We start from the raw sequence: 20202 nt of genomic DNA, 5'->3' as shown, positions 1-20202 counted from the left end.
CAGCGCGCCCGCTCGCCGGCAGATCAGACCATGTTTCGAGAAGTGATCTCGGTTGTCGTTCGCGTGTTCGGCAGGGAGGCGCGTGGTCGGCAGGGAGGTCTATGTCGATGGATTGGCTTGGCAGATCGTTGCGAGGTGCTGGTTTCGGACGGTGATGAGGTTGGTCATGTACCGGTCGAGTAGCAGGGCTTCGGTGAGCCGGCCGAGTAGACCGTACGGTGCGGCGAAGTCGATGACGTCGCGCATGAGCGTTCCGTCGTTTGCCTGTGGCTCGAAGTAGTGGGCATGCTGCCACACGGCGAACGGTCCGGAGATCTGTTCATCGACGAAGTGCCTTGGCCGGGTGTAGGCGGTGATCCGTGAGGTCATTCTCCAAGACCGGCCCAGGTGACGTGCCTGCCAGGTCACCTCGTCGCCGAGCTTCAGCTGTCCGGTGATCACGCCGCCGATGGCCCGTTCACCACTGGCTGCCATGGAGGCGGTGTGGACATCGACGGCAAGCGAGGTATCGAACACGAGCTCGGCTGGCGCGGCAATCGCGGTGATGATTTCGAGGTGGCGCACCGGGTGAGGGTATGGCGGCGTGTCCTCCTGCACCAATGGGATCAGTAGCTCGTGCGCGCGACCACATGTTCACCTGCTCGGCGAGATCATGTGCCGTCGGGCCGGTGCCAACGCTGTTGGCAGGCGGCAGGCTCACCACGCGCTACGGCTGGTCCGGCGTCTTGCGAACCCAGAGCCACACGCCAACCAGGGCGCACGCCGCGCCCGCGATCGCAATCGCCGACTTCGCCACGCCGGAGAGATCGTCCAGGATCGGGAAGGTGCGCGACGCGGCCAGAGCCACGAACGCGATCAGCAGCAGGACGACGGCAAGAATTCGTCGTGGAGTCAGGAATGTCATCGGGCCAGACCGTATCGACCGAACGCCTACGACGCAAGCCATTGATCGGTCTTCACTGACGCTCTCTCGGCAACGTGTGGCGCAGCAGGTGGGGATTCCTCCTCGGCATCCGGATCCCCGCCGTGTCGGCCAGGTGCTTGAGCCGGCGGGTGGCGGCGTGCCGGTCCATCCGCACGGCGAGGTTGTTGCGCTGGATCGGCCCGCTGGTGCGCTCGTCGACGGCCCGGTCGATAGCTCGGGCCACGGCCGGTGGCAGCGGGACGAATACGACCGTGCCAGGGCCTGTGATCTTGGTGGTTTGGTTGGCAGGTGGGGTGACGTCAGATCGCGCCGAGGAGGTCCCACCGGTTGCCGGCGATGTCGAGGAAAACCGCGACCCGGCCGTAGGGTTCGGTCCGTGGTTCTCGGACGAAGGTGACGCCGGCCTCGGTCATCCGCCGGTAGGCGGCGTCGAAGTCGTCGACACGGAGGAAGAACCCGACCCGGCCGGCGACCTGGTCACCGACGGCGGCACGTTGGTGTTCTCCGTCGGCGCGAGCGAGCAAAATCCCGGTCTGGGCACCCGGGGGCCGGACGACGACCCACCGCTTGGGTCGCCCGTCGTTGCTCAGTGATGGGGAGTCCTCGACGAGGTCGAAGCCGAGTACGGCGGTGAAGAACGCGATCGCCGGGTCGTACTCCTCGACAATCAGGGCAACCAGGTCGATCCGCACCACGGCAGCGTACGGGGGGTCGTGGCCTGCTCGCCGTGCGCGCGCCGACAGCGGCTATGAGCGCATATCTGATCTTGACGCAGGACAAGGAGCCCATCGGGCCCGACCTTGAGGGTTCCGAGCTGTTGAAGATTGGTAGCTGTGACTGGCCACCGCGACCTGCAGATGGAGCACGTCGAGACGCAGAAGTTGCCAGGTTAGGCTCGGCACGATTCCTGATCCCGAGGAGATGTCGATGCGCATCACCGTCTGGCTCCGGTCACCGTCCAGTCACAGGCGCCTGCTCATCGCGGCCGTGCTGGTCGGCTGTTTCGTCTGGGCGATGGTCATAGTTGGGCTGTCGTTCGCGATGGTGGAGCGCGGCAGGGGACAGTGGTGGGTGATTCCGCTCTTCGGCGCGTTCGTGATGTCGATCGCGGTGCTCGCCGTCCGCTGGGTCCCCCCGGCTCCGTCTAGGGCCGACGTGGCACCGACAAATCTGCCCGTACCCGACGCTGCTCAGGGTCCGCCGCCGGTCGCGGTACAGCGCAAGCCCGCCGAGGCGCTCAGCTCGCGCGAGCTAGAGGTGCTGCACCACCTGGCGGCCGGCCGCACGAACGCGGAGATCGCCAAGGTGCTCTTCGTCGCGCCCGGCACGGTGAAGGCGCACCTCAACCACATCTTTCGAAAGCTCGAAGCGAAGAGCCGTCTGCAGGCCGTTACGCACGCCCGCGAGGCCGGTCTGCTCGACTAAACCCGGTTTAAACCGCCGGTAGGCCGTTCGGCAGATGCCGTAACCGGCGATCCTTCCTAGCGTCCGGGTCATGAAGCAGCGTATTGATCGGATCGCGCCGTTCGCCCTCGTCGCGGTATTCACGGTCGTGGTGCAAGGCTTGTCCCTGATGGAGTTCCTTCCACTGCCGATCGCACTGCTGATCGGGGCCGGATGGGCGGTCCTCATTGGGGTCGCCGCGCGCCGGGCCAGCCGTAGACCGACGCTGAGCGCCTGGGCGGAGGACGGTCTCGTCGCGCTGGGCTGTGTGACCATGGCACTGTTCGCGTTCGGCGGCGCCATCGGGCTGATGATGCTGGGCACCGCGCTGGATAGCTCCTCGATCACCGGGGAGACGATGGTGACGATGTTCCTGCCCAGCATTCCCATCGCGATCGCGGCGAACGTTCCCACCGAACTCGTCATCCTCCCGGGTCTGCTGGTCCTCGGATGGCGTTCCGGCACCCGCCGGATCCTCTTCGTCACCGCAGCCGCGCTGTACTTCGTCCACCGGATCTGGACCTACCTAGTGTTCGCCCCGGACCGCCTGGACTTCGCCGCGGCGGAGCGGTCCACAGCGGTGTTGACCGCAGCGGAGAAGGACCAGTTCGCCGCGGCGCTGCACGTCGACGACCCTCGGTGGATTCTCAACCTGTTGATTTTCGCGGTTTTCCTACTCGCCGCGTTCTTCTCCCGGCTACGGGAGGTCAACAGCCTCATCGTCGCCGCGCCCACCGCCCGCAACTGACTCGGGTGCGTAGGTCAAACACACTTTCATCGGCTGGAGCCGGATGTCGGCGCAAGCCCGCTGCGGCTACAGCGCATGGCGCGCTCCTGCCATTCAAGCCTGGCGGCCGAGGAAGTTGGTGGTTGTCCCGGCGGCGGTGGCAGTCCGACAGAGGATCTGTCCGACGATCATGGAGGGATGCCGGTCGGGCAGCGCTTCGAGAGCGTTGGCGAGGTGCGCGGCGAGATACATCATCAGCCCCACCCGGTCACCCTGAAAGCTGATCAGCAGGGCCAGCCGGGCGTCCCGGCAGGGCCAGTCGTGCTCGCACACCCGGCAGGCGTACCTGTCCCCGGGAACGTGTTGCCCGACAGCCCCGGCTGCTGCCGTCCGGCGTCGTGCCGCATGCCGCTCCCATCGCGCCCACGGCCCGATCACGGCTACACCCGCTCGGCGTGCCTGGCCCGGTCCTGCTGAGCCGTAGTCAGGTCGCCCGCCCGGCCGTTGGCCAGATGTGCCCAGGTCGGCCCGTTCCATCCGTCGCGCCGGGGCTCGCGGCGGGAGTCGGGCTGGTCGTTCCGCAGGCGCTGAGGCTGCGGGGTGGGGGTGGGGGTTGGTGGCGGCGGTTCCGGTCTGACCCAGTCCTGGACCTGGGCACGGGACTCGCGGGCGATCGCGATCCTGGTCGCCTCGTCCCTGACCGCCCGCCGGAAGTCGTGCCGGCTGACAGGGCGCACCTTCGGTTCGTACGGCATCGGTACCAGCTCGACCGAGTCCGGACAGACCCAACGGAAGCCGCATCGGCAGTAGCGCCAGAGGCGCCACCACGCCCGGCGATGGCGAAAATTGCGAGAGTGTTCCATGGCGAATGCCTCTCGTCCGGAAATTGGGGAACGGGGGCGGCACGCCGGAGGCATCTCTGTCCGCACCGGATACGCGCCGCCCCGTAGGCGCCCCGCCCGACGGGTAAGAAGCGGGCGGGCTTCCCGGACGGGGCGCTTGCGATCCACCCTGGACCGTGACGGCCTGATCACGGAAGATGTGCGAAAGCTGTGGCGGGGAAAGGCTAAGCCGGAGAGTTGACCACCTCGTCTGGAGAGACGTGGAGAATGTGGGAGGACATGGCCGGAAGCGAATACCTGATCAAGGAGCTGCGACGGGTCCGTGAAAACCTCGGCCTCACCCAGGAGGCATGGGGACAGCGGATCAAGTTTTCCGCGCAGCACATCAGTTCGATAGAGCGTGGAACACGAGCCGTGCACCCACGCTACCTGGAAGACGGAGACCGGGCGTTCGGTACGGCCTTCGTTGAGTTCTATCGTGAGTTCATCGTCGGCGAGGCCGCGCCAGTCTGGTTGCGGTCGTTCATCGAATACGAAGCGCGCGCCAGTCTCGTCCGCGCCTTCCAGACGATCGTCATTCCCGGCCTGCTCCAGACGGAGGCGTACGCACGAACGGTGTTACTCGGACACGGGTACCGTGGGGAAAGTCTGGGCGCCGCTCTGCTGACTCGACTTCGTCGCAGGAGATCTTGCATCGTGAGCCCGAGCCCTGTCAGTTCGCCGCCGTTCTTGACGAATCGGTGCTACGCCGTCGGATCGGGTCACCGGACATGATGCGTGACCAGTTGAAGGCGATCGTCGCAGCCTGCGACACCCCAACCGCTGGGGTACAAGTCATCCCGGCTGATGCCGGAGCTTACCCCGGGCTGGATGGGCCGTTCGCGTTCGCAACCGTCGATGGGCGCCCGATCGGCTACCTTGAGGGCCACCTCAAGGGGCGTGTGATCGAGAGCCCGGACGCGGCGGCGGATCTTGAGGGCGTCTGGGAAACTATCCGGGGGTACGCTCTGCCCGTACAGCAGAGCCTAGACCTGATCTTGAGGACGGCGGAAGAATGGACGTAGGCGGCATCCCTCGGTGGCGCAAGTCGACCCACAGTGACAGTTCCGGATGTGTCGAGGTCGCGGACAACCTTCCTGGCCGAGTACTCGTCCGGGACACCAAGGATCGGGACGGCGGGACGCTGACCTTCGGTCCGGAGGCGTGGCGCGGCTTCGTCGAGCTGGCGAAGTCGCACGGCTGAAGCGGGCTGCGCGGCCAGGCTCCGCTCTGGTCAACTCAGGTTGGCGAACGCTTCGACGTGGCGGGTCTTGCCCGCCACGATGAGGATGTCGCCGGTGTAGACGACGGTGTCGGCGGTGGCGTAGGTGAAGCCCTCGCCTGGCCGCTTGATCGACACCACAGTGATGCCGTGTTTCGAGCGTAGGGCGGCGTCGGCGAGGGTCTTGTCGAAGGTCTCCTCGGGTGCGCGGGTCTTGACGATGGCGTAGTCGTCCTCGAACTCGATGAAGTTGAGGATGTGCCCGGTGACGAGGTGGGCGACGCGTTCGCCCATCTCGTGTTCGGGCAGCACGACATGGTGGGCGCCGACGCGCTCCAGGATGCGCGCGTGCTGACGGTTGACGGCCTTGGCCCAGATGTTCGGTATGCCGAGGTCGGCCAGCAGGCCGGTGGTGAGGATGCCGACTTCGAGGTCGGTGCCGATGCCGACCACGGCGTGGGCCATCTCGTGCACGCCGAGCTGCCGCAGCGCGACCTCGTCGGTGGTGTTCGCGACGGCGGCGTGGGTGAGTTGGTCGGCGTAGGTCTGCACCACCGTGGGATCGGCGTCGACGCCGATGACCTCCCAACCCTGGCGGATGAGTTCGAGCGCCATGGAGCCGCCGAAGCGGCCGAGGCCGAGCACGGCGATGCGGTTACTGGTGGCGGGTTTCCTAGCCAACGATCGGTCGCTCCTCGGGTAGTTCGTAGCGGCGGGTGCGCTCACGTAGCGCCAGCGCGGTCGCCGTGGTGATCGGCCCCAGACGGCCGATGAACATCAGCAGGGTCAGGATGACATGTCCCGCGGTGCCGACCTGCGCGGTGATGCCGGTGGAGAGCCCGACGGTGGCGAACGCCGAGGTGACCTCGAACAGCACCTGATCGAGCCGGAACGGGGTCAGCGCCAGCAGGGCGACGGTGGATACGGCGACGGCGGCGACGCTGAGCAGCGCGACGGTCAACGCCTGCCGCTGCACACCGCTGGGCAGCCGCCGGCCGAGGGCGTGGACGCTGGGCTCGCCGCGGATCTCGGCGAGGATGACGAAGCCCAACAGCGCGAACGTGGTCACCTTGATACCGCCGGCGGTGCCGGCGCTGCCCCCACCGATGAACATCAGCACGTCCTGGACGAGCAGGGTGACGTCGTCGAACGCGGCGACGTCGAGACTGTTGAACCCGGCGGTGCGCGGCATCACCGCGGCGAAGAAGCCGGCGAGCAGCTTGCCACCCGGCCCGAGACCACCGAGCGTGCCGGGATTCGACCACTCCGCGACACTGATCGCCGCCCAGCCAGCGGCGAGCAGCACTACCGTCATCCCGATGGTGATCTTGGTGTGGATCGACCAACGCCGCGGCCTGCCCAGCGCCCGGCGCAGTTCGAACAGCACCGGAAAGCCCAGCCCGCCGAGGATCACCGCCGCAGCGATCGGCAGGCAGATCAGCGGGTCGTCGACGAACTGCATGAGACTGTCCGCGTAGAGGCCGAAGCCGGCGTTGTTGAACGCCGAGACCGCGTGGAACACCCCCAGGTACACCGCCCGGCCCGTGCTGTAGTCGTAGCCCTCGGCGAACCGCCAGGCCAACACCATCGCCACCACGGCCTCCACCAGCAGGCTCACCCGCGCCACGCCCAGCACGACCCGACGCACCTCGCCCACCCCCAGCGCCTTCGTCTCGGTCTGGGTGCCCAACTGCATCCGTATCCGGAGCCGGCGGGCCACCAGCAGACCGAGCAACGACGCAAGGGTCATGATCCCGAACCCGCCGATCTGGATCAGGACCATGATCACCACCTCGCCGAACCCGGACCAGAAGGTGCCGGTGTCCTCGATCACCAGACCGGTCACACACACCGCCGACGTCGCGGTGAACACCGCCGTCATCAGTGGCGCGCTTCGGCCGCTCTCGGTGGCGAACGGCAGCAGCAACAGCGCCGAACCAGCCAGCACCGCAGCCGCGAAACCCAGCACCACCAGCCGAGCCGGATGCCGCACCGCATCGGACAGCCATGCGGTCACCGCCGCCGGCACGCGAATCCGACGCATCCCGGTCAGCACGGGAGCTGCCAGTCGGCACACCGCGTCCCGCAGGCGCCGCCACGCCGGTCGCAACCGACCGTCGGTCCCCGGATCACGGCCGGTCACGGGAGTCCAGACCAACAACGCCGCGCCCAGCCCTACCGCGACGAAGACCGCCACGACCGCGAGCAGCCCGACCGTCAGCTGCGCCCAAGTCGAATCCATCAGGCCATGATCCAGGTCGGGCGCGGGTCGCTGCCGCAGGCAGCCCGATCATGCGGACGCCACTCGTCGGACCACCTGGATCCGGTCCGCGTCGCCCCTCAACGCGCACAGCACGTCCAACGGCGACGTCAGGTCCTGCTCAGCCGGCGACACCGGGGCGTGAGCCGGTCAACGAACCGCCTACCGCGCAACTGCACCGTGCAACTCCCGCTCGTCTCGGCTGCTCCTGGTGCTCTCAGTACTACCAGCACCTGGTACGGCGTGACTCGGGATCGTCCCGTCCGGGCAGCCGGGCACGTTGCCGCGGCGGCGGGTACCCGGAGGTTCCGACATGACGGCGCCGGGCGCCGGACAAGGGATCCGGCGCCCGGCGGCGGTCAGTTCGGTGGTGCGGTCAGGACGGTGCGGCGGCGTCCCTGGCGCGGGCCTTGAGCGCGCGTACGACTCCGTCCCGGCCCTCGGCGACCAGCCGGCGCAGTGGCGCCGGATGCCCCGGCTGGGCCAGCCAGGCGTCGGTGGCCCGGATGGTCTCCTCGGAGATCTGGTACGCCGGGTAGGCGAGCATCACGAACTCCTGCGCCGGTTCGCTGTCCCGGCTCGCCCAGACCTGGCCGACGACCTCGAAGAACCGCTCGGCGTACGGGGCGGTCAGCTCGGCCTGCGTCGGATGCTGGAAGCCCTGCAACAACGCCCGGTGCCGCCAGTTCGGCAGCGCCTCGCCCTCGGTCAGGGTGCGCCAGACCGTCTCCTTGTTCTCGGCGGTGGGGATCAACGCGGCGGCCAGCGCGGCCTCCCGCTCCCCGCCCGAGGTCCGGTCGGCGGCCAGTTCGGCGTCGATCTCGGCCTGGCCGGCGGCACCGCCGGCGACCAGGGCCCGCAGCAGGGTCCAGCGCAGCTCGGTGTCGACGGTCAGCCCGGCCGGCACCTCGACCCCGTCCAGCCAGCCGCGCAGCACGGCAAGCTCCTCCGCGCTGCGGGCCGCCGAGGCGTAGGTGCGGGCCCAGGCCAGTTGCAGCCCGCTGCCCGGCTCGGCGGCACGCACCGAGGTCGCGGCGGTACGGGCGAACTCCCGCCAACCGGTCGGCGCCCACTCCGGCGCGGCGTACGAGGTGAGCGTGGCGGCGACCTGGCGCAGCGTCGCGGTGACCAGGTTGATGTCGTTCTCGGCGGGCAGCCCGGCCAGGCCCAGTGCCACGTAGTCCCGGGCGGCCAGCTCGGCGTCCCGGGTCATGTCCCAGGCGGCGGCCCAGCACAGCCCCCGGGACAGCGACGACTCGAACGCGGCGATGTGCCGGACCACGGTGGCCATCGAGCGCTCGTCCAGCCGCAGCTTGGCGTAGGTCAGGTCGTCGTCGTTGAGCAGCAGCAGGTCCGGCGCGGCCACCCCGGCGAGCTGCGACAGCTCGGTGCGCTCGCCCGCCACGTCGACCTCGATCCGCTCCCGCCGGACCAGCCGGCCGTCGCGCAGGTCGTAGAGACCCACCCCGATCCGGTGGGTACGCAGCGTCGGGTGCTCGGTCGGCGCCTCCTGCCGGACCACCACCGACTCGTACCTGCCGTCGGCGTCGATCGACACCTCCGGGCGCAGCGTGTTGACCTGCGAGGTCTCCAGCCATTCTGCGGCGAACTTGCGCAACTCCCGGCCGGAGGCCGCCTCCAGTTCGGTGAGCAGGTCGTCGAAGGTGGCGTTGCTCCAGGCGTACTTGCCGAAGTAGCTGCGCAGACCCTCCAGGAACGGCGCCTCCCCGACGTACGCGACGAGCTGCTTGAGCACGCTGGCGCCCTTGGCGTACGTGATGCCGTCGAAGTTGACCTCGACGGCCTCCAGGTCCGGCATCTCGCAGTAGACCGGGTGGGTGGAGGAGAGCTGGTCCTGCCGGTAGCCCCAGTTCTTGCGGATGGAGAGGAAGGTCGTCCAGGCGTCGGTGAACCGGGTGGCGTTGGTGTTGGCCCAGTGGCTGGCCCACTCGGCGAACGACTCGTTCAGCCACAGGTCGTTCCACCAGCGCATGGTGACCAGGTCGCCGAACCACATGTGCGCCAGCTCGTGCAGGATCGTGTTGGCCCGCTGCTCGTACTCGAAGTCGGTCACCTGGGACCGGAACAGGTAGTGCGCCTCGGCGTGCGTGACGCAGCCGAAGTTCTCCATCGCGCCGGCGTTGAAGTCCGGCACCCAGACCTGGTCGTACTTCGGCAGCGGATAGCCGACGCCGAACTGCTGATGGAAGAAGTCGAAGCCCTGCACCGTGATCAGGTGCAGGTCGGCCGAGTCGAGGTGCTGCGCCATGCTGGCCCGGCAGAAGTAGCCGAGGTCGAGGCCGTGGTGGGTGTATCTCACCTCGTGGTAGGGACCGGCGCAGATCGCGGTGATGTAGGTGCTCATCCGGACCGACCCGCCGAAGTGGACGGTCTTGGTGTCGGCACCGGCCGGCTCCTCGGCGCTCACCGGCATGTTGGAGACGACCCGCCAGTGTGCCGGCACGGTCGCGTGCCAGGTGAAGACGCTCTTCAGGTCGGGCTGGTCGAAGCAGGCGAAGACCCGCTGCGCGTCGGCGGTCTCGAACTGGCTGTAGAGATAGGTTTCGCCGTCCACCGGGTCGACGCTGCGGTGCAGCCCCTGCCCGCTGGAGGAGTAGAGGAAGTCGGCGTCCACCACCAGGGTGTTCTCGGCGGCCAGGCCGGTCAGGGTGAGCCCGGCCTCGGCCGACCAGCCGGAGATGTCGACCGGGGCGCCGTTGAGCGTGGCGGCACGAACCGAGTCGGCGGCCACCTCGATGAAGGTGGTGGCGCCCGGCTCGGCGCACCGGAACCGGACCTCGGTCGTCGAGCGGAAGGTACGGCCGTCCGCGCCGAGTCCGGCGGACGACAGGTCCAGCCGGATGTCATAGCCGGTGACGTCGAGCAGACGCCCACGTTCCGTCGCCTCGACCTGGGTCAGGTTGCGCACTCCTGGCACGTGAATCTCCATCCGGTTCTTTCCGCCGGCTGTCCCCGTTGACAGCCCCGGGCCATCCCCACGGCCCGACGTCGAGTGTTTCATGCCCGGGGTTACCACACTGGTGCTCCAGGTCACGGTCTCATCCCGCTGTCGCTGACAGGGTCGTGGGGTGAAGATCTGTAACGGTGCCGGCCGAATTCGGCCTGTCCTGACGACGAAGGGAGCCGCGCCGTGTCCGAGCGCGCGTCCGTTGACATGTTCTTCGACCCGACCTGTCCGTGGGCCTGGATAACGTCCCGTTGGCTGCTGGAGGTGCAGCAGGTCCGCCCGGTCGACGTCCGGTTCCGGGTGATGAGCCTGGCGGTGCTCAACGAGGGCCGGGAGCACCTTCCGGCGAAGTACCGGGAGGGGCTGAAGAGCACCTGGGGCCCGGTGCGGATCTGCATCGCGGTCGAACAGCGGTACGGCTCCGAGACCGTTGCCAGGCTCTACACCGCGCTCGGCAACCGGATCCACCTCGACCGGCAGGAGCGGGGTCCGGAGCTCTACCGGGCGGCGCTGACCGACGTCGGGCTGGACCCGGCGCTGGCCGAGGTCGCCGACTCGACCGAGTACGACGAGGCGCTGCGGGCGAGCCACGACGCCGGGATGAAGCCGGTCGGCCAGGACGTCGGCACGCCGGTGATCCATGCTCCCGGCCCGGTGCCGGGGGAGACCATCGCGTTCTTCGGTCCGGTGGTCACGCCGGCACCGAGGGGCGAGGCGGCGGGGCGGCTCTGGGACGGGGTACTGCTGGTCGCCGGTACGCCCGGCTTCTACGAGCTGAAGCGGACCCGCGACGAGCGGCCCAGCTTCGACTGATCTCGGCCCTGGTGGGGCGGCTCCGGACCGGGGCCGCCCACGGGGTGGAAACGGCCGGGGTATCCGTACGCGGCCCCGGGTGCCGCCGGTAGCGTTCCGGCACATGACGGTCGTGCATCCGATCACCCGCGCCTGGGTCACCACTGGCGGCACCGGCGCCCAGAACTACGACGAGTTCGCCGACGACGCCGAGATCACGGCGATCATCCGGGACAACCCAGCCAGCGCACTCGCGATCGAGATGCCGCACCGGGCGCCGGAGAGCCTCGGCCGGTCCTTCACCGACGCGCTGCCCGACGCGGTCGCCCGGTTGGCGCAGGCTCGGGCCGACGGCAGCTACACCCCGGCCGAGCAGGTGGTGGTGCTCTACCGGATCAGCGCGCCGGGCGAGGAGCCGGGTTACGGGATGTTCGCCATGGTCGACACCGACCAGATCTCCACGAGTGCGGACGAGCCCGGACTGGTGATCCGCAACGAGGACGTCTTCATCGCCAAGGTGCGCGAGCGGGTGGCGCTGGCCGAGGCGACCGGCCACCTCCTCTCCCCGGTGCTGCTGCTCCAGACCGGCAACCGCGCCGACGCCGGGACTGCCGGTGCCGGTGGTGGCGCGACTGCCGGTGGTGGCGGGGCTGCCGGTGGTCCGGCCGGCGGTGGTCCGGCTGGCGGTGGTGCCGAGGACCCTGCGGGCGGCGGTGCGGGGGAGGCGCTGCACCGGGCGCTCGCCGAGGCGACCGACGCGGCCGGTGCGCCCGCCGCGACCGACGTGGACCAGGCGGGGCGTACCCACGCCATCTGGCTGCTCGGGGCGGGGCCGCGCCAGGCCGAGTTGCTGGCACTGGCCGGTGCCGGTGAACTGGTCGTCGCGGACGGCAACCACCGCAGCCTGGCCGCGCAGATCGGCGAGCTGCCCCGGTTCCTCGCGGTGATCACCACTCCGGGCTCGGTGGCGATCCAGCCGTACAACCGGCTGGTCAGCGAGCTGACCAGTACTGCCGACGAACTGCTCGACCGGCTGCGCGCGGCCGGCGCCCGGGTCGAGCCGCTGCCCGGCCCGGCGGCGGTGCCGGACTCCGGCGGCACGATCCAGCTCTACGCGGCCGGCCGTACCTACTCGGTCACGCTGCCCGCCGGCTCCGAGGGCGGGGTGGAGGCCCTGGACCACGCGCTCGTCGAGCGGGTACTGCTGCGCGACGCGCTCGGCCTCGACCCCGGTGACAAGCGGATCACGTACGTCGGTGGCGACTACCCGGCGCGCTGGCTGGTCGGCGAGGTCGACGCCGGTCGGGCGGAACTGGCGATCCTGATCGCCCCGGTCACGGTGCAGGACTTCGTCGCGGTCAACCTGGCCCGGCAGAAGATGCCCCGGAAGAGCACCTGGTTCACTCCGAAGGCGCGGGCCGGCCTGGTCCTGGCCGAACTGGGTCGGGACCAGGCGTAATCGTCCGCCGGCTGACCTCGGCCGCCGTGGGCGTGACCCGTCCGGACGGGGCCGGGGTCGCCGTGGCCGTGAGCCGTCCGGGCGGCGCCGGTCGTTGTGATCTGTCCGGCTGTCGCCGCGCCTGCGAGCGGGCCGGCGAAGCGGGCTGACAGACTGCGCGGTATGCGCGTCTATCTGGGATCCGACCACGCCGGCTACGAACTGAAGGTGCACCTGGCCAACCACCTGGCCAAGCAGGGCTACGAACTGGTGGACGTCGGGCCGCTCCTCTTCGACCCGGACGACGACTATCCGGCGTTCTGCCTGCACAGCGGCGCCAGGGTGGTGGCCGATCCGGGCAGCCTCGGCGTGGTGATCGGCGGCTCGGGCAACGGTGAGCAGATCGCCGCCAACAAGGTGGCCGGGGTGCGCGCGGCGCTCGCCTGGAACGTGGAGACCGCCCAGCTCGCCCGGGAGCACAACGACGCGAACGTGGTCGCGATCGGTGCCCGCCAGCACACCCTGGACGAGGCGACGGCGATCGTGGAGGCGTTCCTCAGCACGGCGTTCTCCGGAAACGAGCGGCACGCACGCCGGATCGGGCAGGTCGCCGAGTACGAGCGCACCCGCTCGCTGCCGCCGCTGCCGGCGTCGTAGCCGGCCGCACCGACCGCCCGCCGGACGGGTCAACAGGTGGGCGACGGGACGGCTGGCGCGCGTCGGGTCAGCGGCCGCCGCGTGGCAGGTCCTCCCGGGGTACCCAGTTGCGCCGGACCAGCACCAGCCGTTCGGCCGCCTCGGCGAGGTCGGTCTCGGTCGGTCGGGCCGCGTCCCGGGCCCGCATCGCCGCCCCGACACTCACCTGGGAGGCGCCCGAGCCGATCAGTCCGCGCAGGCCGCGTTCGGCGTCCCGGTCGTCTCCGGGCCCTGGCCCGGTGCCCGGGTCGCCACCGCGCCGGCCCTCCCCGGGCTGGCCGCCGCCGGTCGACGGCTCGTGCCGCAGTCGCCGCCGTCGCCGCTCCGGATCGGTCATGTGTCGACCATACCGGGCAGCGGCGGCCCGGTCGCGGGCTCGCGCGCCCGCCGGCACGTCCGCGGGGTGCGGTCGATGGGGGTTCGGCGGGTTTTTGCCCGGCTGGCTACCCTCGGAACTGGAACGGGTTCCGGGCCCGAGCCGTTGGGGAGGACAGCACTGATGGCAGACCACACGCAGCCGTGGGCCGAGCGGACCGTCGAGATGCCGCCGGAGGGGCACGGGCCGGGGATGCCGCCGGAGGGGTACGGACCCGGGATGCCGCCGGGGCCCGAGGGCTTCCGGCGGGGTGTGGCGCAGGTCGGGGTGCCGCGATCGCGTACCGGGCCGGAGACGGCGCCGCACGAGCCGACCGGGACCGGCTGGCCGATGGCGGAGCCGGAGCGGCAGCAGCTTCCTCCGGGTTACCACTGGCGGCAGCTGCGCATCGGCCGGCACTGGAGCATGCTGGGCGGCCTCTTCGCCTTCGTCTGCTGGGGGATCTGGGCGATCTCGGCCCGGGGTGACCTGACCAGTCCGGTGGTCACCTTCGTGCTGACCCTCCTCGTCGCGGTCGGCCTCTTCGCGCTGGCCCGGCTGGTCGGCCGGGTGATCTGGGAGCGCCAGCTCGGCCGGATCCGCCGTAGCGCCCGGGGCGCGCATCTGGTCACCGGGATCTTCCTCACCGGGGTCGGGGTGGCGTACCTGCGCCAGACCGAGTGGGTGGTCGACCTGTGGAACTGGGTGGCGGGGCTCTGAGCCGGCGGATTCCGCCAAAGCGACAAATCACAATTTGGTCACTCGGTAGTTACTGAACGCTCACCGGACGATTACCCCGCGCTACGATTCGGTCTCCGCCCTCCACTGGAGGTTGCCCACGGTGACCATGCTCAGCGTGATCGTCCCGGTCTACCAGGTGCGGGAGTACCTGGCCGAATGCCTGGACTCGATTCTCGACCCGTCCTTCCGGGACCTCGAGGTGGTGGCGGTGGACGACGGATCCACCGACGGCTCCGCCGCGATCCTGGCCCGGTACGCCGCCCGCGACCCCCGGCTGCTGGTGGTCACCCTCGACCACAACCAGGGTCTCGGGCCGGCCCGCAACGCCGGCCTGTCCCGGGCCACCGGCGAGTACGTCTGGTTCGTCGACGGCGACGACTGGCTGCCCGGGGGCAGTCTCGGCGCCGTCGCCGAGCGGTTGACCCGAACCCGGCCGGACCTGCTGGTCACCGCTTACACCAGGCATTACCCGAACGGCGGGACGCGGCACCTGGGACTCGCCCAGGTCGGTGCCGGCAGGCCGGTGCCGGAGGCGTTCACCCTGCGCGAGCGGCCGGCCCTGCTGTCGGTGCTGCACATCACCTGCAACAAGGTGATCCGCCGCCGGTTCCTGCTCGACCTGGGCCTGACCTTCGACCCCGGCTGGTACGAGGACGTCTCGTTCAGCTTCCCGCTGATGTTCGCCGCCGAGCGGATCACCCTGCTGGACAGGTGCTGTTACGCCTACCGGCAGCGCCCCGAAGGGGCGATCACCGCGACGCCCAGCGATCGGCACTTCGAGGTCTTCGTGCACTGGGACCGGGTGCTGGCCCGACTCGACGCCGAGCCGGCGATCTCGGCCGAACTGCGTCACCTGATCTTCCAGCGGATGATCTGGCACCTGTTGCAGGTGCTCGGTCACCCCCGGCGGGTGCCGCCGGAGCGCCGCCGGGAGTTCTTCGCCGAGATCGTCACCCGGTACCGGGCACACCTGCCGCCGGCCGGCTACCAACCACCCGGCGGGACGGCCGGGCTGAAGCACCGGCTGGTGGGTCGCGGGGCGTACGGGCTGTTCAGCGCGCTCCAGGCCGCCCGGCGGGCACACCTCGGCGTGGTGACCCGGGTCCGGCACCCCCGGTCCGGGACGCATCCGGTGACCGGCACTCCCACCCCGGCACCGCGGGCCGTACCCGGCGGGCGCGCCCAGGCGGTACCGGGCGAGTTGACCGACCGGGTTAGCTGAGCCGGCTGGGCTGAGCCGGGTGGGCCCAGCCGGCTGGGCCTGGCCCGGTGAGCATCCCGGGTCGGTGCATCCGGGTCGGTCGGGCCCTGACGATGTCGTCAGCCGTGTTCGCCGAGCGGACCGACCTGCCAGCCTCGACGCAGGCACTCCTCCAACAGGTACGGCAGGGCGGCCAGACTCGCCCGCCAGGCGCCCGGTGCGGAGGTGCAGTCCGAGTCGTGCAGCAGCACGGTGCCGCCGCCGGCCAGCCCGTCGCGAAGCGTGTCGAGTACCGAGGCGCGGGTGGCCGTCCGGGTCCAGTCCCGCCCCCAACAGGTCCAGAGCACCGGCGTCAGGTCCAGTCGCCGGGCGGCCACCAGCGCGGCGGCGCTGAGTACCCCGTACGGCGGTCGGAAGAACCGGGGCACCCGACCGGTCACCGCGCCGATCAACTCGCGGGTCCGGGCCAGGTCCCGGTAGGTGGCGTGCGGGCCGCGTAGCAGCAGGTTCTGGTGGGCCCAACCGTGCACCGCCACCTCGTGCCCGGCGGCGGCGAGGTCCAGGCCGAGTTCGGGTGCGCGGGCCAGCATCGACCCGAGCAGGAAGAACGTGGCGCGGGTCCGGTGTGCGGCGAGCGTCTCGACGAAGAGCGGGGTGGAAGCCGGATCGGGACCGTCGTCGAAGGTGAGCGCGACGTGCTCCGGAGAGCCGCGTCCGCTCAGCCGGGGGAAGAACCGCAGCCGTATCCCCGGCAGTACCGTCAGGGCCGGCACCACCTGGGCGGCCAGCGCGGCACCGACGGTCGTCGTCGCCGGTACCGCGCGTCCGCGCACTCGTTCCTCCACCCGCCGCACCATCGCGGAACCCGCCGCACCCTCACGACCGCGGTTACCCGCGCGGCCCGCCTTCATCCTCACCCGGACGGGTGGTCCGGCCCCGGGAGCGCGCGGTGGCGGCCGTGACCGAGCGCGGATCGCCCTGCCGGCGCGCGGCGGTGCCGGCCCGCGGGGTGCGGCCGAGGACGTCCGGGCGGCCGGCGGCGTGCCGTTGCCGGTCGAGACCGACCTGGCGGACCACAGCCAGCCCGGCGGCCGACGGTGACGGGGTGGACCTGAGCGCATCCGGGGAGGTCGACACGCCGTACCGGACCCGGAGTCCGCGGCTCCGGGCTGTCCCGGCACGGGGGCGTGGTGACGGCCGGTGTGCTCCCGGTCGGTACGGTCGCCGGTGTGCTCTTCGGCACAAGGCCGTGGCGCGGTCGGTGGTCGAAGAATCACCCACTGACCAACCTGGACATGTTTCCGCACGTCAGGACGTTGGCAGTGCGGATGGTGAATAGCCGACAGCAGTTGGTGGATAATGGCGGGCAAAGCATGCCCTTCGATGCGTACGACGGGCCGTGATTACTGATAGTCGTTGCCTGGCAACGCTTTTGGCCGCGAACGGGTATTGCCATTCCGGAAGTGAAACCGGGTATGCTGTCTGCCGTTCATAGCCGGATACCGTGTGGTGCCGGCGCTGATCGCCGCCTAATCGCCACACGGCGAGCCGGGGACCCACGTTCCCCTGGGGTGAATCCGCGAGAGCGGTAGGGACCACTTCCATCCCGAACCCGTCAGCTAACCCGGTCGGCGGCCGACGGAAGGGATACATGTGAGGGCACCCCTACGCCGAAGGCTGGCGACTGCCCTGGCACTGCTCACCGCCGCAGCTCTGGTCGCGGTTCCGTCCGAGGCGTCAGCCGCGCCGAAGCCGGCCCCACAGGAGGAAGCCGACTCGCCGCTGCTCGGGGACGTGCTCGCCAGCGCCGGCAAGCGGCTCGCGGAGGCGAAGGCCGAGCGCGTCAAGTCGCAGCGGCGACAGCAGGCGCTCGGCAACGAGCTGAAGCAGGCCGAGGCGAAGCTGGCGGCGCTCGCGCCGGAGGCGAGCGAGATCGCGGCCGAGTCCTACCGCAGCGGCAAGCTCAGTGCCATCTCGATGCTGCTGTCCAACAACTCGAGCGAGGGCTCCGACGGGGGCTTCATGCAGCGGATGTCGGCGCTCAACGAGCTGAACCTGTTCAACAACAGCAAGCTCCGGGCGCTCAACCAGGCGAAGGACGAGGTCGGCGCGGCCAAGAAGGCGATCGACGACGAGGTCGCCAAGCAGGCCGCCCAAGAGAAGATCATCAAGAAGGAGCAGTCGGACGCGAAGAAGGCGCTCGCCCTGGTGGGCGGCAACTCGCGGCCGGACAAGGGTCTGGTGTCGGCCACCTCGCCGGTAGCCCGGCCGGGGCCGGGGATGGCGGACGGTTTCCCGGGACTGCCCTGCAACAAGGACGACCCGACCACCGGTGGCTGCATCACGGCCCGGACGCTGCACATGTACAACGAGGTGCGCCGGGCGGGCTTCAAGCGGTTCGTCGGCTGTTTCCGGCCCGGTGGGCCGTTCGAGCACCCGAAGGGTCGGGCCTGCGACTGGTCGCTGCGCAACTCCGGGTTCAGCCGGGCCGCCAACGACGACCAGATGAAGTACGGCAACGACCTGGCCGCGTTCCTGATCCGCAACGCCGACCGGCTCGGCATCCTCTACGTGATCTGGTACAAGGAGATCTGGTTCCCGGGCGAGGGCTGGAGGTCCTACAGCGGTCCCAGCGACCACACCGACCACGTACACGTCTCGATGCTCTAGCCTCGGCCCGACAACCGACCGCCCCGCCCCTGCCCGACAGGTGGCGGGGCGGTCGCGTTGGGGCGGCGTGCCGGTCGCGTTTCGCGGCGGGCCGGCCGGCGGGCTGGCATCATCGGCCGATGGCAGTCATCGAGGTCGTCCGGGGCGACATCACCCGGCAGCACGTGGACGCGATCGTCACCGCAGCCAACGAGTCACTGCTCGGTGGTGGCGGTGTGGACGGTGCCATCCACCGGGCGGCCGGGCCCCGGCTGGCCGAGGCGGGTGCGGCGATCGCCCCCTGCCCGCCCGGCGAGGCGGTGGCGACGCCCGCGTTCGACCTCGACCCGCCCGTCCGGTACGTCATCCACACCGTCGGTCCGGTCTGGGAAGGCGGCGGGCACGACGAGGCCGAGGTGCTGGCCTCCTGCTACCGCCGCTGCCTCGCCGTCGCCGACGAGGTGGGCGCGCGCAGCGTCGCCTTCCCGGCCATCGCCACCGGGGTCTACGGGTTTCCCGCCGACCGGGCGGCCGAGACGGCGGTGCGGACGCTCCGCTGCACGCCGTCGGCGGTCGAGTCGATCCGGCTGGTCGCCTTCGACGAGGAGACCGCCATCCTGCTCCGGGCAGCCGTCGACCACAGTGGCGGGTCGTCCGCCTCGACGGGGTGACAGGGCACCGGTGACGGCGAACTGATGGTCTTCGACTGGTTGTATCTTGCACCGAATAGGTTGTAGCGTACAACCATGAGTGCCGACGAGGCGCGCGAGATGCGGGACGCCGTCAGCCAGTTCGTCCGGGCGTTCGGGCTGCACCGGCCCGAGCAGACCCCGTGCGGTCAGGCGATGTCCGTCTCCGAGGCGCACGCCCTCGCCGAGATCGACCGGGAGGGCGGACTGCGCCAGGTCGAGTTGGCCCGCCGGCTGCGGCTGGAGAAGAGCACGGTCAGCCGGCTGGTCGGCCAGCTCACCGGCCGTGGTTGGGTGGAACGAGCGGATGCGGCCGGCGACGGCCGGGGCGTCTGGCTCACCCTAACCGGGCAGGGCCGCCGTGCGGCCGAGCGGCTCGCCACAGCCCGGGAGGCCCGGTTCGCCGCGCTGCTCGACCGGATCCCACCCGACGAACGGCCGGCGATCCTGGCCGCCGTGCGACGACTGGCGGAGGCCGCCGATGACCACTGACAGCACGACGACTGCCAGCCCGACGCCCAGGGACGAGGTCCGGCCCGAGCCGTCGTACCGGCGGAGTCGCCGCCGACTCCTGCTCACCGCTGGACTCGGCACTGTCGCCGTGACCGCCGCCCTGCTCGTCGTCCTCGACGCGAGGCGGGACGAGGCCGGTCCCGCCGACACCCGACGGCAGGCGGAGGTCGCCGAACGCGGTCGCGAGGTCATGCCGTTCGACCTGGACCGCACCACCCACCGCTTCACGCCGACCGCCGACGGCGGCCACCAGACGGTCACGGCGGACGAGCCGGTGCAGCAGCGACAGGTGGATCTCGTCCGCGAACACCTACGGGCGGAAGCCGAGCGGTTCCGCCGAGGCGACTTCACCGACCCGGCCCGGATCCACGGTGCGCAGATGCCCGGACTGGCGGAGTTGCGGGCCGGCGCCGGCCAGATCCGGATCGACTATTCCGAACTGCCCGCCGGGGCACGGCTGGACTACCGGACGGCTGAGCCAGGGCTGCTGCGCGCCCTGCACGCCTGGTTCGACGCCCAGGTCGGCGACCACGGATCGCACGCCGAGCACGGACAACCGTCGTAGGGCGGGTCGTCCAGCGCCGCGCGGGTGCCGGACCCACCGCCGGGCGGCGGTTGCCGGCTTAGTGTTGCTCGTCGCGCACGTCACGTTCGTACCGTGGCCGCTCGACTCACCGGGCGGCACACCGTCCGGCCTGATCG

General features: G+C 70.5%; 23 protein-coding genes, 1 pseudogene and 1 riboswitch. Of the genes and pseudogenes, 13 read left to right on the top strand and 11 right to left on the bottom strand.

Annotated features, from left to right (window positions below; genetic code table 11):
- Positions 1-99 precede the first annotated feature (99 nt).
- The 4 genes from ACN28A_RS05920 to ACN28A_RS05905 form a co-directional block, all read right to left on the bottom strand.
- Complete coding sequence (locus ACN28A_RS05920) at positions 100-564, bottom strand: SRPBCC family protein (RefSeq protein ID WP_421393174.1); 465 nt, start codon at positions 562-564, stop codon at positions 100-102.
- Between the two features lie 142 nt (positions 565-706).
- Entirely contained in the window at positions 707-904 is a 198-nt protein-coding gene (locus ACN28A_RS05915) for a hypothetical protein (RefSeq protein WP_421393173.1), read from the bottom strand.
- A gap of 52 nt (positions 905-956) precedes the next feature.
- Positions 957-1148, bottom strand: a complete 192-nt coding sequence (locus ACN28A_RS05910; RefSeq protein ID WP_421393171.1) for a hypothetical protein — start codon at positions 1146-1148, stop codon at positions 957-959.
- Between the two features lie 76 nt (positions 1149-1224).
- Positions 1225-1620: a VOC family protein gene (locus tag ACN28A_RS05905; protein ID WP_421393170.1), complete on the bottom strand. Its 396-nt coding sequence runs from the start codon at positions 1618-1620 to the stop codon at positions 1225-1227.
- Between the two features lie 232 nt (positions 1621-1852).
- Between ACN28A_RS05905 and ACN28A_RS05900 the strand changes: the two genes are divergently transcribed.
- Both ACN28A_RS05900 and ACN28A_RS05895 read left to right on the top strand, forming a co-directional pair.
- Complete coding sequence (locus ACN28A_RS05900) at positions 1853-2350, top strand: response regulator transcription factor (RefSeq protein WP_421393169.1); 498 nt, start codon at positions 1853-1855, stop codon at positions 2348-2350.
- Between the two features lie 70 nt (positions 2351-2420).
- Positions 2421-3116, top strand: coding sequence for a hypothetical protein (locus ACN28A_RS05895; RefSeq protein ID WP_421393168.1), 696 nt, complete (start codon positions 2421-2423; stop codon positions 3114-3116).
- 93 nt (positions 3117-3209) lie between these two features.
- Here ACN28A_RS05895 and ACN28A_RS05890 read toward each other — a convergent pair whose 3' ends face one another.
- The gene (locus tag ACN28A_RS05890) at positions 3210-3428 is read right to left on the bottom strand and encodes a hypothetical protein (RefSeq protein WP_421393166.1); all 219 of its coding nucleotides are present in this window, start codon (positions 3426-3428) and stop codon (positions 3210-3212) included.
- A gap of 107 nt (positions 3429-3535) precedes the next feature.
- On the bottom strand, positions 3536-3832 hold the full coding sequence (locus tag ACN28A_RS05885; protein ID WP_421393164.1) for a hypothetical protein: 297 nt from the start codon (positions 3830-3832) through the stop codon (positions 3536-3538).
- Positions 3833-4204: 372 nt separating this feature from the next.
- Here ACN28A_RS05885 and ACN28A_RS05880 point away from each other — a divergent pair.
- Positions 4205-5001: pseudogene (locus ACN28A_RS05880) on the top strand (helix-turn-helix domain-containing protein).
- Positions 4992-5180 (top strand): DUF397 domain-containing protein, encoded by a 189-nt coding sequence (locus ACN28A_RS05875; protein WP_421393162.1) that lies wholly within the window; start codon positions 4992-4994, stop codon positions 5178-5180. The pseudogene ACN28A_RS05880 and the gene ACN28A_RS05875 overlap by 10 nt, the downstream one beginning before the upstream one ends.
- Positions 5181-5210: 30 nt before the next feature.
- Here ACN28A_RS05875 and ACN28A_RS05870 read toward each other — a convergent pair whose 3' ends face one another.
- From ACN28A_RS05870 to pepN, 3 genes are all read right to left on the bottom strand, one after another.
- Positions 5211-5843 (bottom strand): potassium channel family protein, encoded by a 633-nt coding sequence (locus tag ACN28A_RS05870; protein ID WP_421393160.1) that lies wholly within the window; start codon positions 5841-5843, stop codon positions 5211-5213.
- Between the two features lie 28 nt (positions 5844-5871).
- Entirely contained in the window at positions 5872-7242 is a 1371-nt protein-coding gene (locus tag ACN28A_RS05865) for a TrkH family potassium uptake protein (protein ID WP_421404170.1), read from the bottom strand.
- Between the two features lie 592 nt (positions 7243-7834).
- Positions 7835-10387, bottom strand: coding sequence for an aminopeptidase N (pepN, locus tag ACN28A_RS05860; RefSeq protein WP_421404168.1), 2553 nt, complete (start codon positions 10385-10387; stop codon positions 7835-7837).
- Positions 10388-10609: 222 nt separating this feature from the next.
- Here pepN and ACN28A_RS05855 point away from each other — a divergent pair, with 222 nt between their 5' ends.
- From ACN28A_RS05855 to ACN28A_RS05845, 3 genes are all read left to right on the top strand, one after another.
- On the top strand, positions 10610-11239 hold the full coding sequence (locus ACN28A_RS05855; RefSeq protein WP_421393158.1) for a DsbA family protein: 630 nt from the start codon (positions 10610-10612) through the stop codon (positions 11237-11239).
- A gap of 103 nt (positions 11240-11342) precedes the next feature.
- Positions 11343-12677 carry a DUF1015 family protein gene (locus tag ACN28A_RS05850; protein ID WP_421393156.1) on the top strand — a complete coding sequence of 445 codons (1335 nt, stop codon included), beginning with the start codon at positions 11343-11345 and terminating at the stop codon, positions 12675-12677.
- A 162-nt stretch (positions 12678-12839) separates the two neighbouring features.
- A complete protein-coding gene (locus ACN28A_RS05845) occupies positions 12840-13313 on the top strand; it encodes a ribose-5-phosphate isomerase (RefSeq protein ID WP_421393153.1) in 474 nt (157 codons plus the stop codon).
- A gap of 67 nt (positions 13314-13380) precedes the next feature.
- Here ACN28A_RS05845 and ACN28A_RS05840 read toward each other — a convergent pair whose 3' ends face one another.
- The gene (locus tag ACN28A_RS05840) at positions 13381-13689 is read right to left on the bottom strand and encodes a hypothetical protein (RefSeq protein ID WP_421393152.1); all 309 of its coding nucleotides are present in this window, start codon (positions 13687-13689) and stop codon (positions 13381-13383) included.
- Between the two features lie 162 nt (positions 13690-13851).
- Between ACN28A_RS05840 and ACN28A_RS05835 the strand changes: the two genes are divergently transcribed.
- Positions 13852-14427, top strand: coding sequence for a hypothetical protein (locus ACN28A_RS05835; protein WP_421393149.1), 576 nt, complete (start codon positions 13852-13854; stop codon positions 14425-14427).
- Positions 14428-14554: 127 nt separating this feature from the next.
- The gene (locus tag ACN28A_RS05830) at positions 14555-15670 is read left to right on the top strand and encodes a glycosyltransferase family 2 protein (RefSeq protein ID WP_421404167.1); all 1116 of its coding nucleotides are present in this window, start codon (positions 14555-14557) and stop codon (positions 15668-15670) included.
- 98 nt (positions 15671-15768) lie between these two features.
- Here ACN28A_RS05830 and ACN28A_RS05825 read toward each other — a convergent pair whose 3' ends face one another.
- Positions 15769-16482 carry a polysaccharide deacetylase family protein gene (locus ACN28A_RS05825; protein WP_421393147.1) on the bottom strand — a complete coding sequence of 238 codons (714 nt, stop codon included), beginning with the start codon at positions 16480-16482 and terminating at the stop codon, positions 15769-15771.
- A 683-nt stretch (positions 16483-17165) separates the two neighbouring features.
- Positions 17166-17299, top strand: a riboswitch (cyclic di-AMP (ydaO/yuaA leader).
- A gap of 3 nt (positions 17300-17302) precedes the next feature.
- Here ACN28A_RS05825 and ACN28A_RS05820 point away from each other — a divergent pair.
- From ACN28A_RS05820 to ACN28A_RS05805, 4 genes are all read left to right on the top strand, one after another.
- Entirely contained in the window at positions 17303-18319 is a 1017-nt protein-coding gene (locus ACN28A_RS05820; protein ID WP_421393144.1) for a coiled-coil domain-containing protein, read from the top strand.
- Between the two features lie 119 nt (positions 18320-18438).
- Positions 18439-18969, top strand: a complete 531-nt coding sequence (locus tag ACN28A_RS05815) for an O-acetyl-ADP-ribose deacetylase (RefSeq protein WP_421393141.1) — start codon at positions 18439-18441, stop codon at positions 18967-18969.
- 75 nt (positions 18970-19044) lie between these two features.
- Positions 19045-19479, top strand: coding sequence for a MarR family winged helix-turn-helix transcriptional regulator (locus ACN28A_RS05810; protein WP_421393139.1), 435 nt, complete (start codon positions 19045-19047; stop codon positions 19477-19479).
- Positions 19469-20065 (top strand): hypothetical protein, encoded by a 597-nt coding sequence (locus ACN28A_RS05805; RefSeq protein WP_421393137.1) that lies wholly within the window; start codon positions 19469-19471, stop codon positions 20063-20065. Before ACN28A_RS05810 ends, ACN28A_RS05805 begins: the two co-directional genes overlap by 11 nt.
- The last annotated feature ends 137 nt before the right edge of the window (positions 20066-20202 follow it).

The organism is Plantactinospora sp. WMMB782 (genome assembly GCF_049179135.1).
Taxonomy (GTDB): domain Bacteria; phylum Actinomycetota; class Actinomycetes; order Mycobacteriales; family Micromonosporaceae; genus Plantactinospora.
Note: the sequence above shows the minus strand (reverse complement) of the source record. Positions and strands in the feature narration are given on the sequence as shown.

Coding starts and splice junctions, on each gene's coding strand:
- ACN28A_RS05875 (WP_421393162.1), top strand. CDS start 4,992: ATGGACGTAGGCGGCATCCCTCGGTGGCGCAAGTCGACCCACAGTGAC.
- ACN28A_RS05815 (WP_421393141.1), top strand. CDS start 18,439: ATGGCAGTCATCGAGGTCGTCCGGGGCGACATCACCCGGCAGCACGTG.
- ACN28A_RS05830 (WP_421404167.1), top strand. CDS start 14,555: ATGCTCAGCGTGATCGTCCCGGTCTACCAGGTGCGGGAGTACCTGGCC.
- ACN28A_RS05850 (WP_421393156.1), top strand. CDS start 11,343: ATGACGGTCGTGCATCCGATCACCCGCGCCTGGGTCACCACTGGCGGC.
- ACN28A_RS05840 (WP_421393152.1), bottom strand. CDS start 13,689: ATGACCGATCCGGAGCGGCGACGGCGGCGACTGCGGCACGAGCCGTCG.
- ACN28A_RS05810 (WP_421393139.1), top strand. CDS start 19,045: ATGAGTGCCGACGAGGCGCGCGAGATGCGGGACGCCGTCAGCCAGTTC.
- ACN28A_RS05845 (WP_421393153.1), top strand. CDS start 12,840: ATGCGCGTCTATCTGGGATCCGACCACGCCGGCTACGAACTGAAGGTG.
- ACN28A_RS05865 (WP_421404170.1), bottom strand. CDS start 7,242: ATGCGTCGGATTCGCGTGCCGGCGGCGGTGACCGCATGGCTGTCCGAT.
- ACN28A_RS05835 (WP_421393149.1), top strand. CDS start 13,852: ATGGCAGACCACACGCAGCCGTGGGCCGAGCGGACCGTCGAGATGCCG.
- ACN28A_RS05895 (WP_421393168.1), top strand. CDS start 2,421: ATGAAGCAGCGTATTGATCGGATCGCGCCGTTCGCCCTCGTCGCGGTA.
- ACN28A_RS05805 (WP_421393137.1), top strand. CDS start 19,469: ATGACCACTGACAGCACGACGACTGCCAGCCCGACGCCCAGGGACGAG.
- ACN28A_RS05900 (WP_421393169.1), top strand. CDS start 1,853: ATGCGCATCACCGTCTGGCTCCGGTCACCGTCCAGTCACAGGCGCCTG.
- ACN28A_RS05915 (WP_421393173.1), bottom strand. CDS start 904: ATGACATTCCTGACTCCACGACGAATTCTTGCCGTCGTCCTGCTGCTG.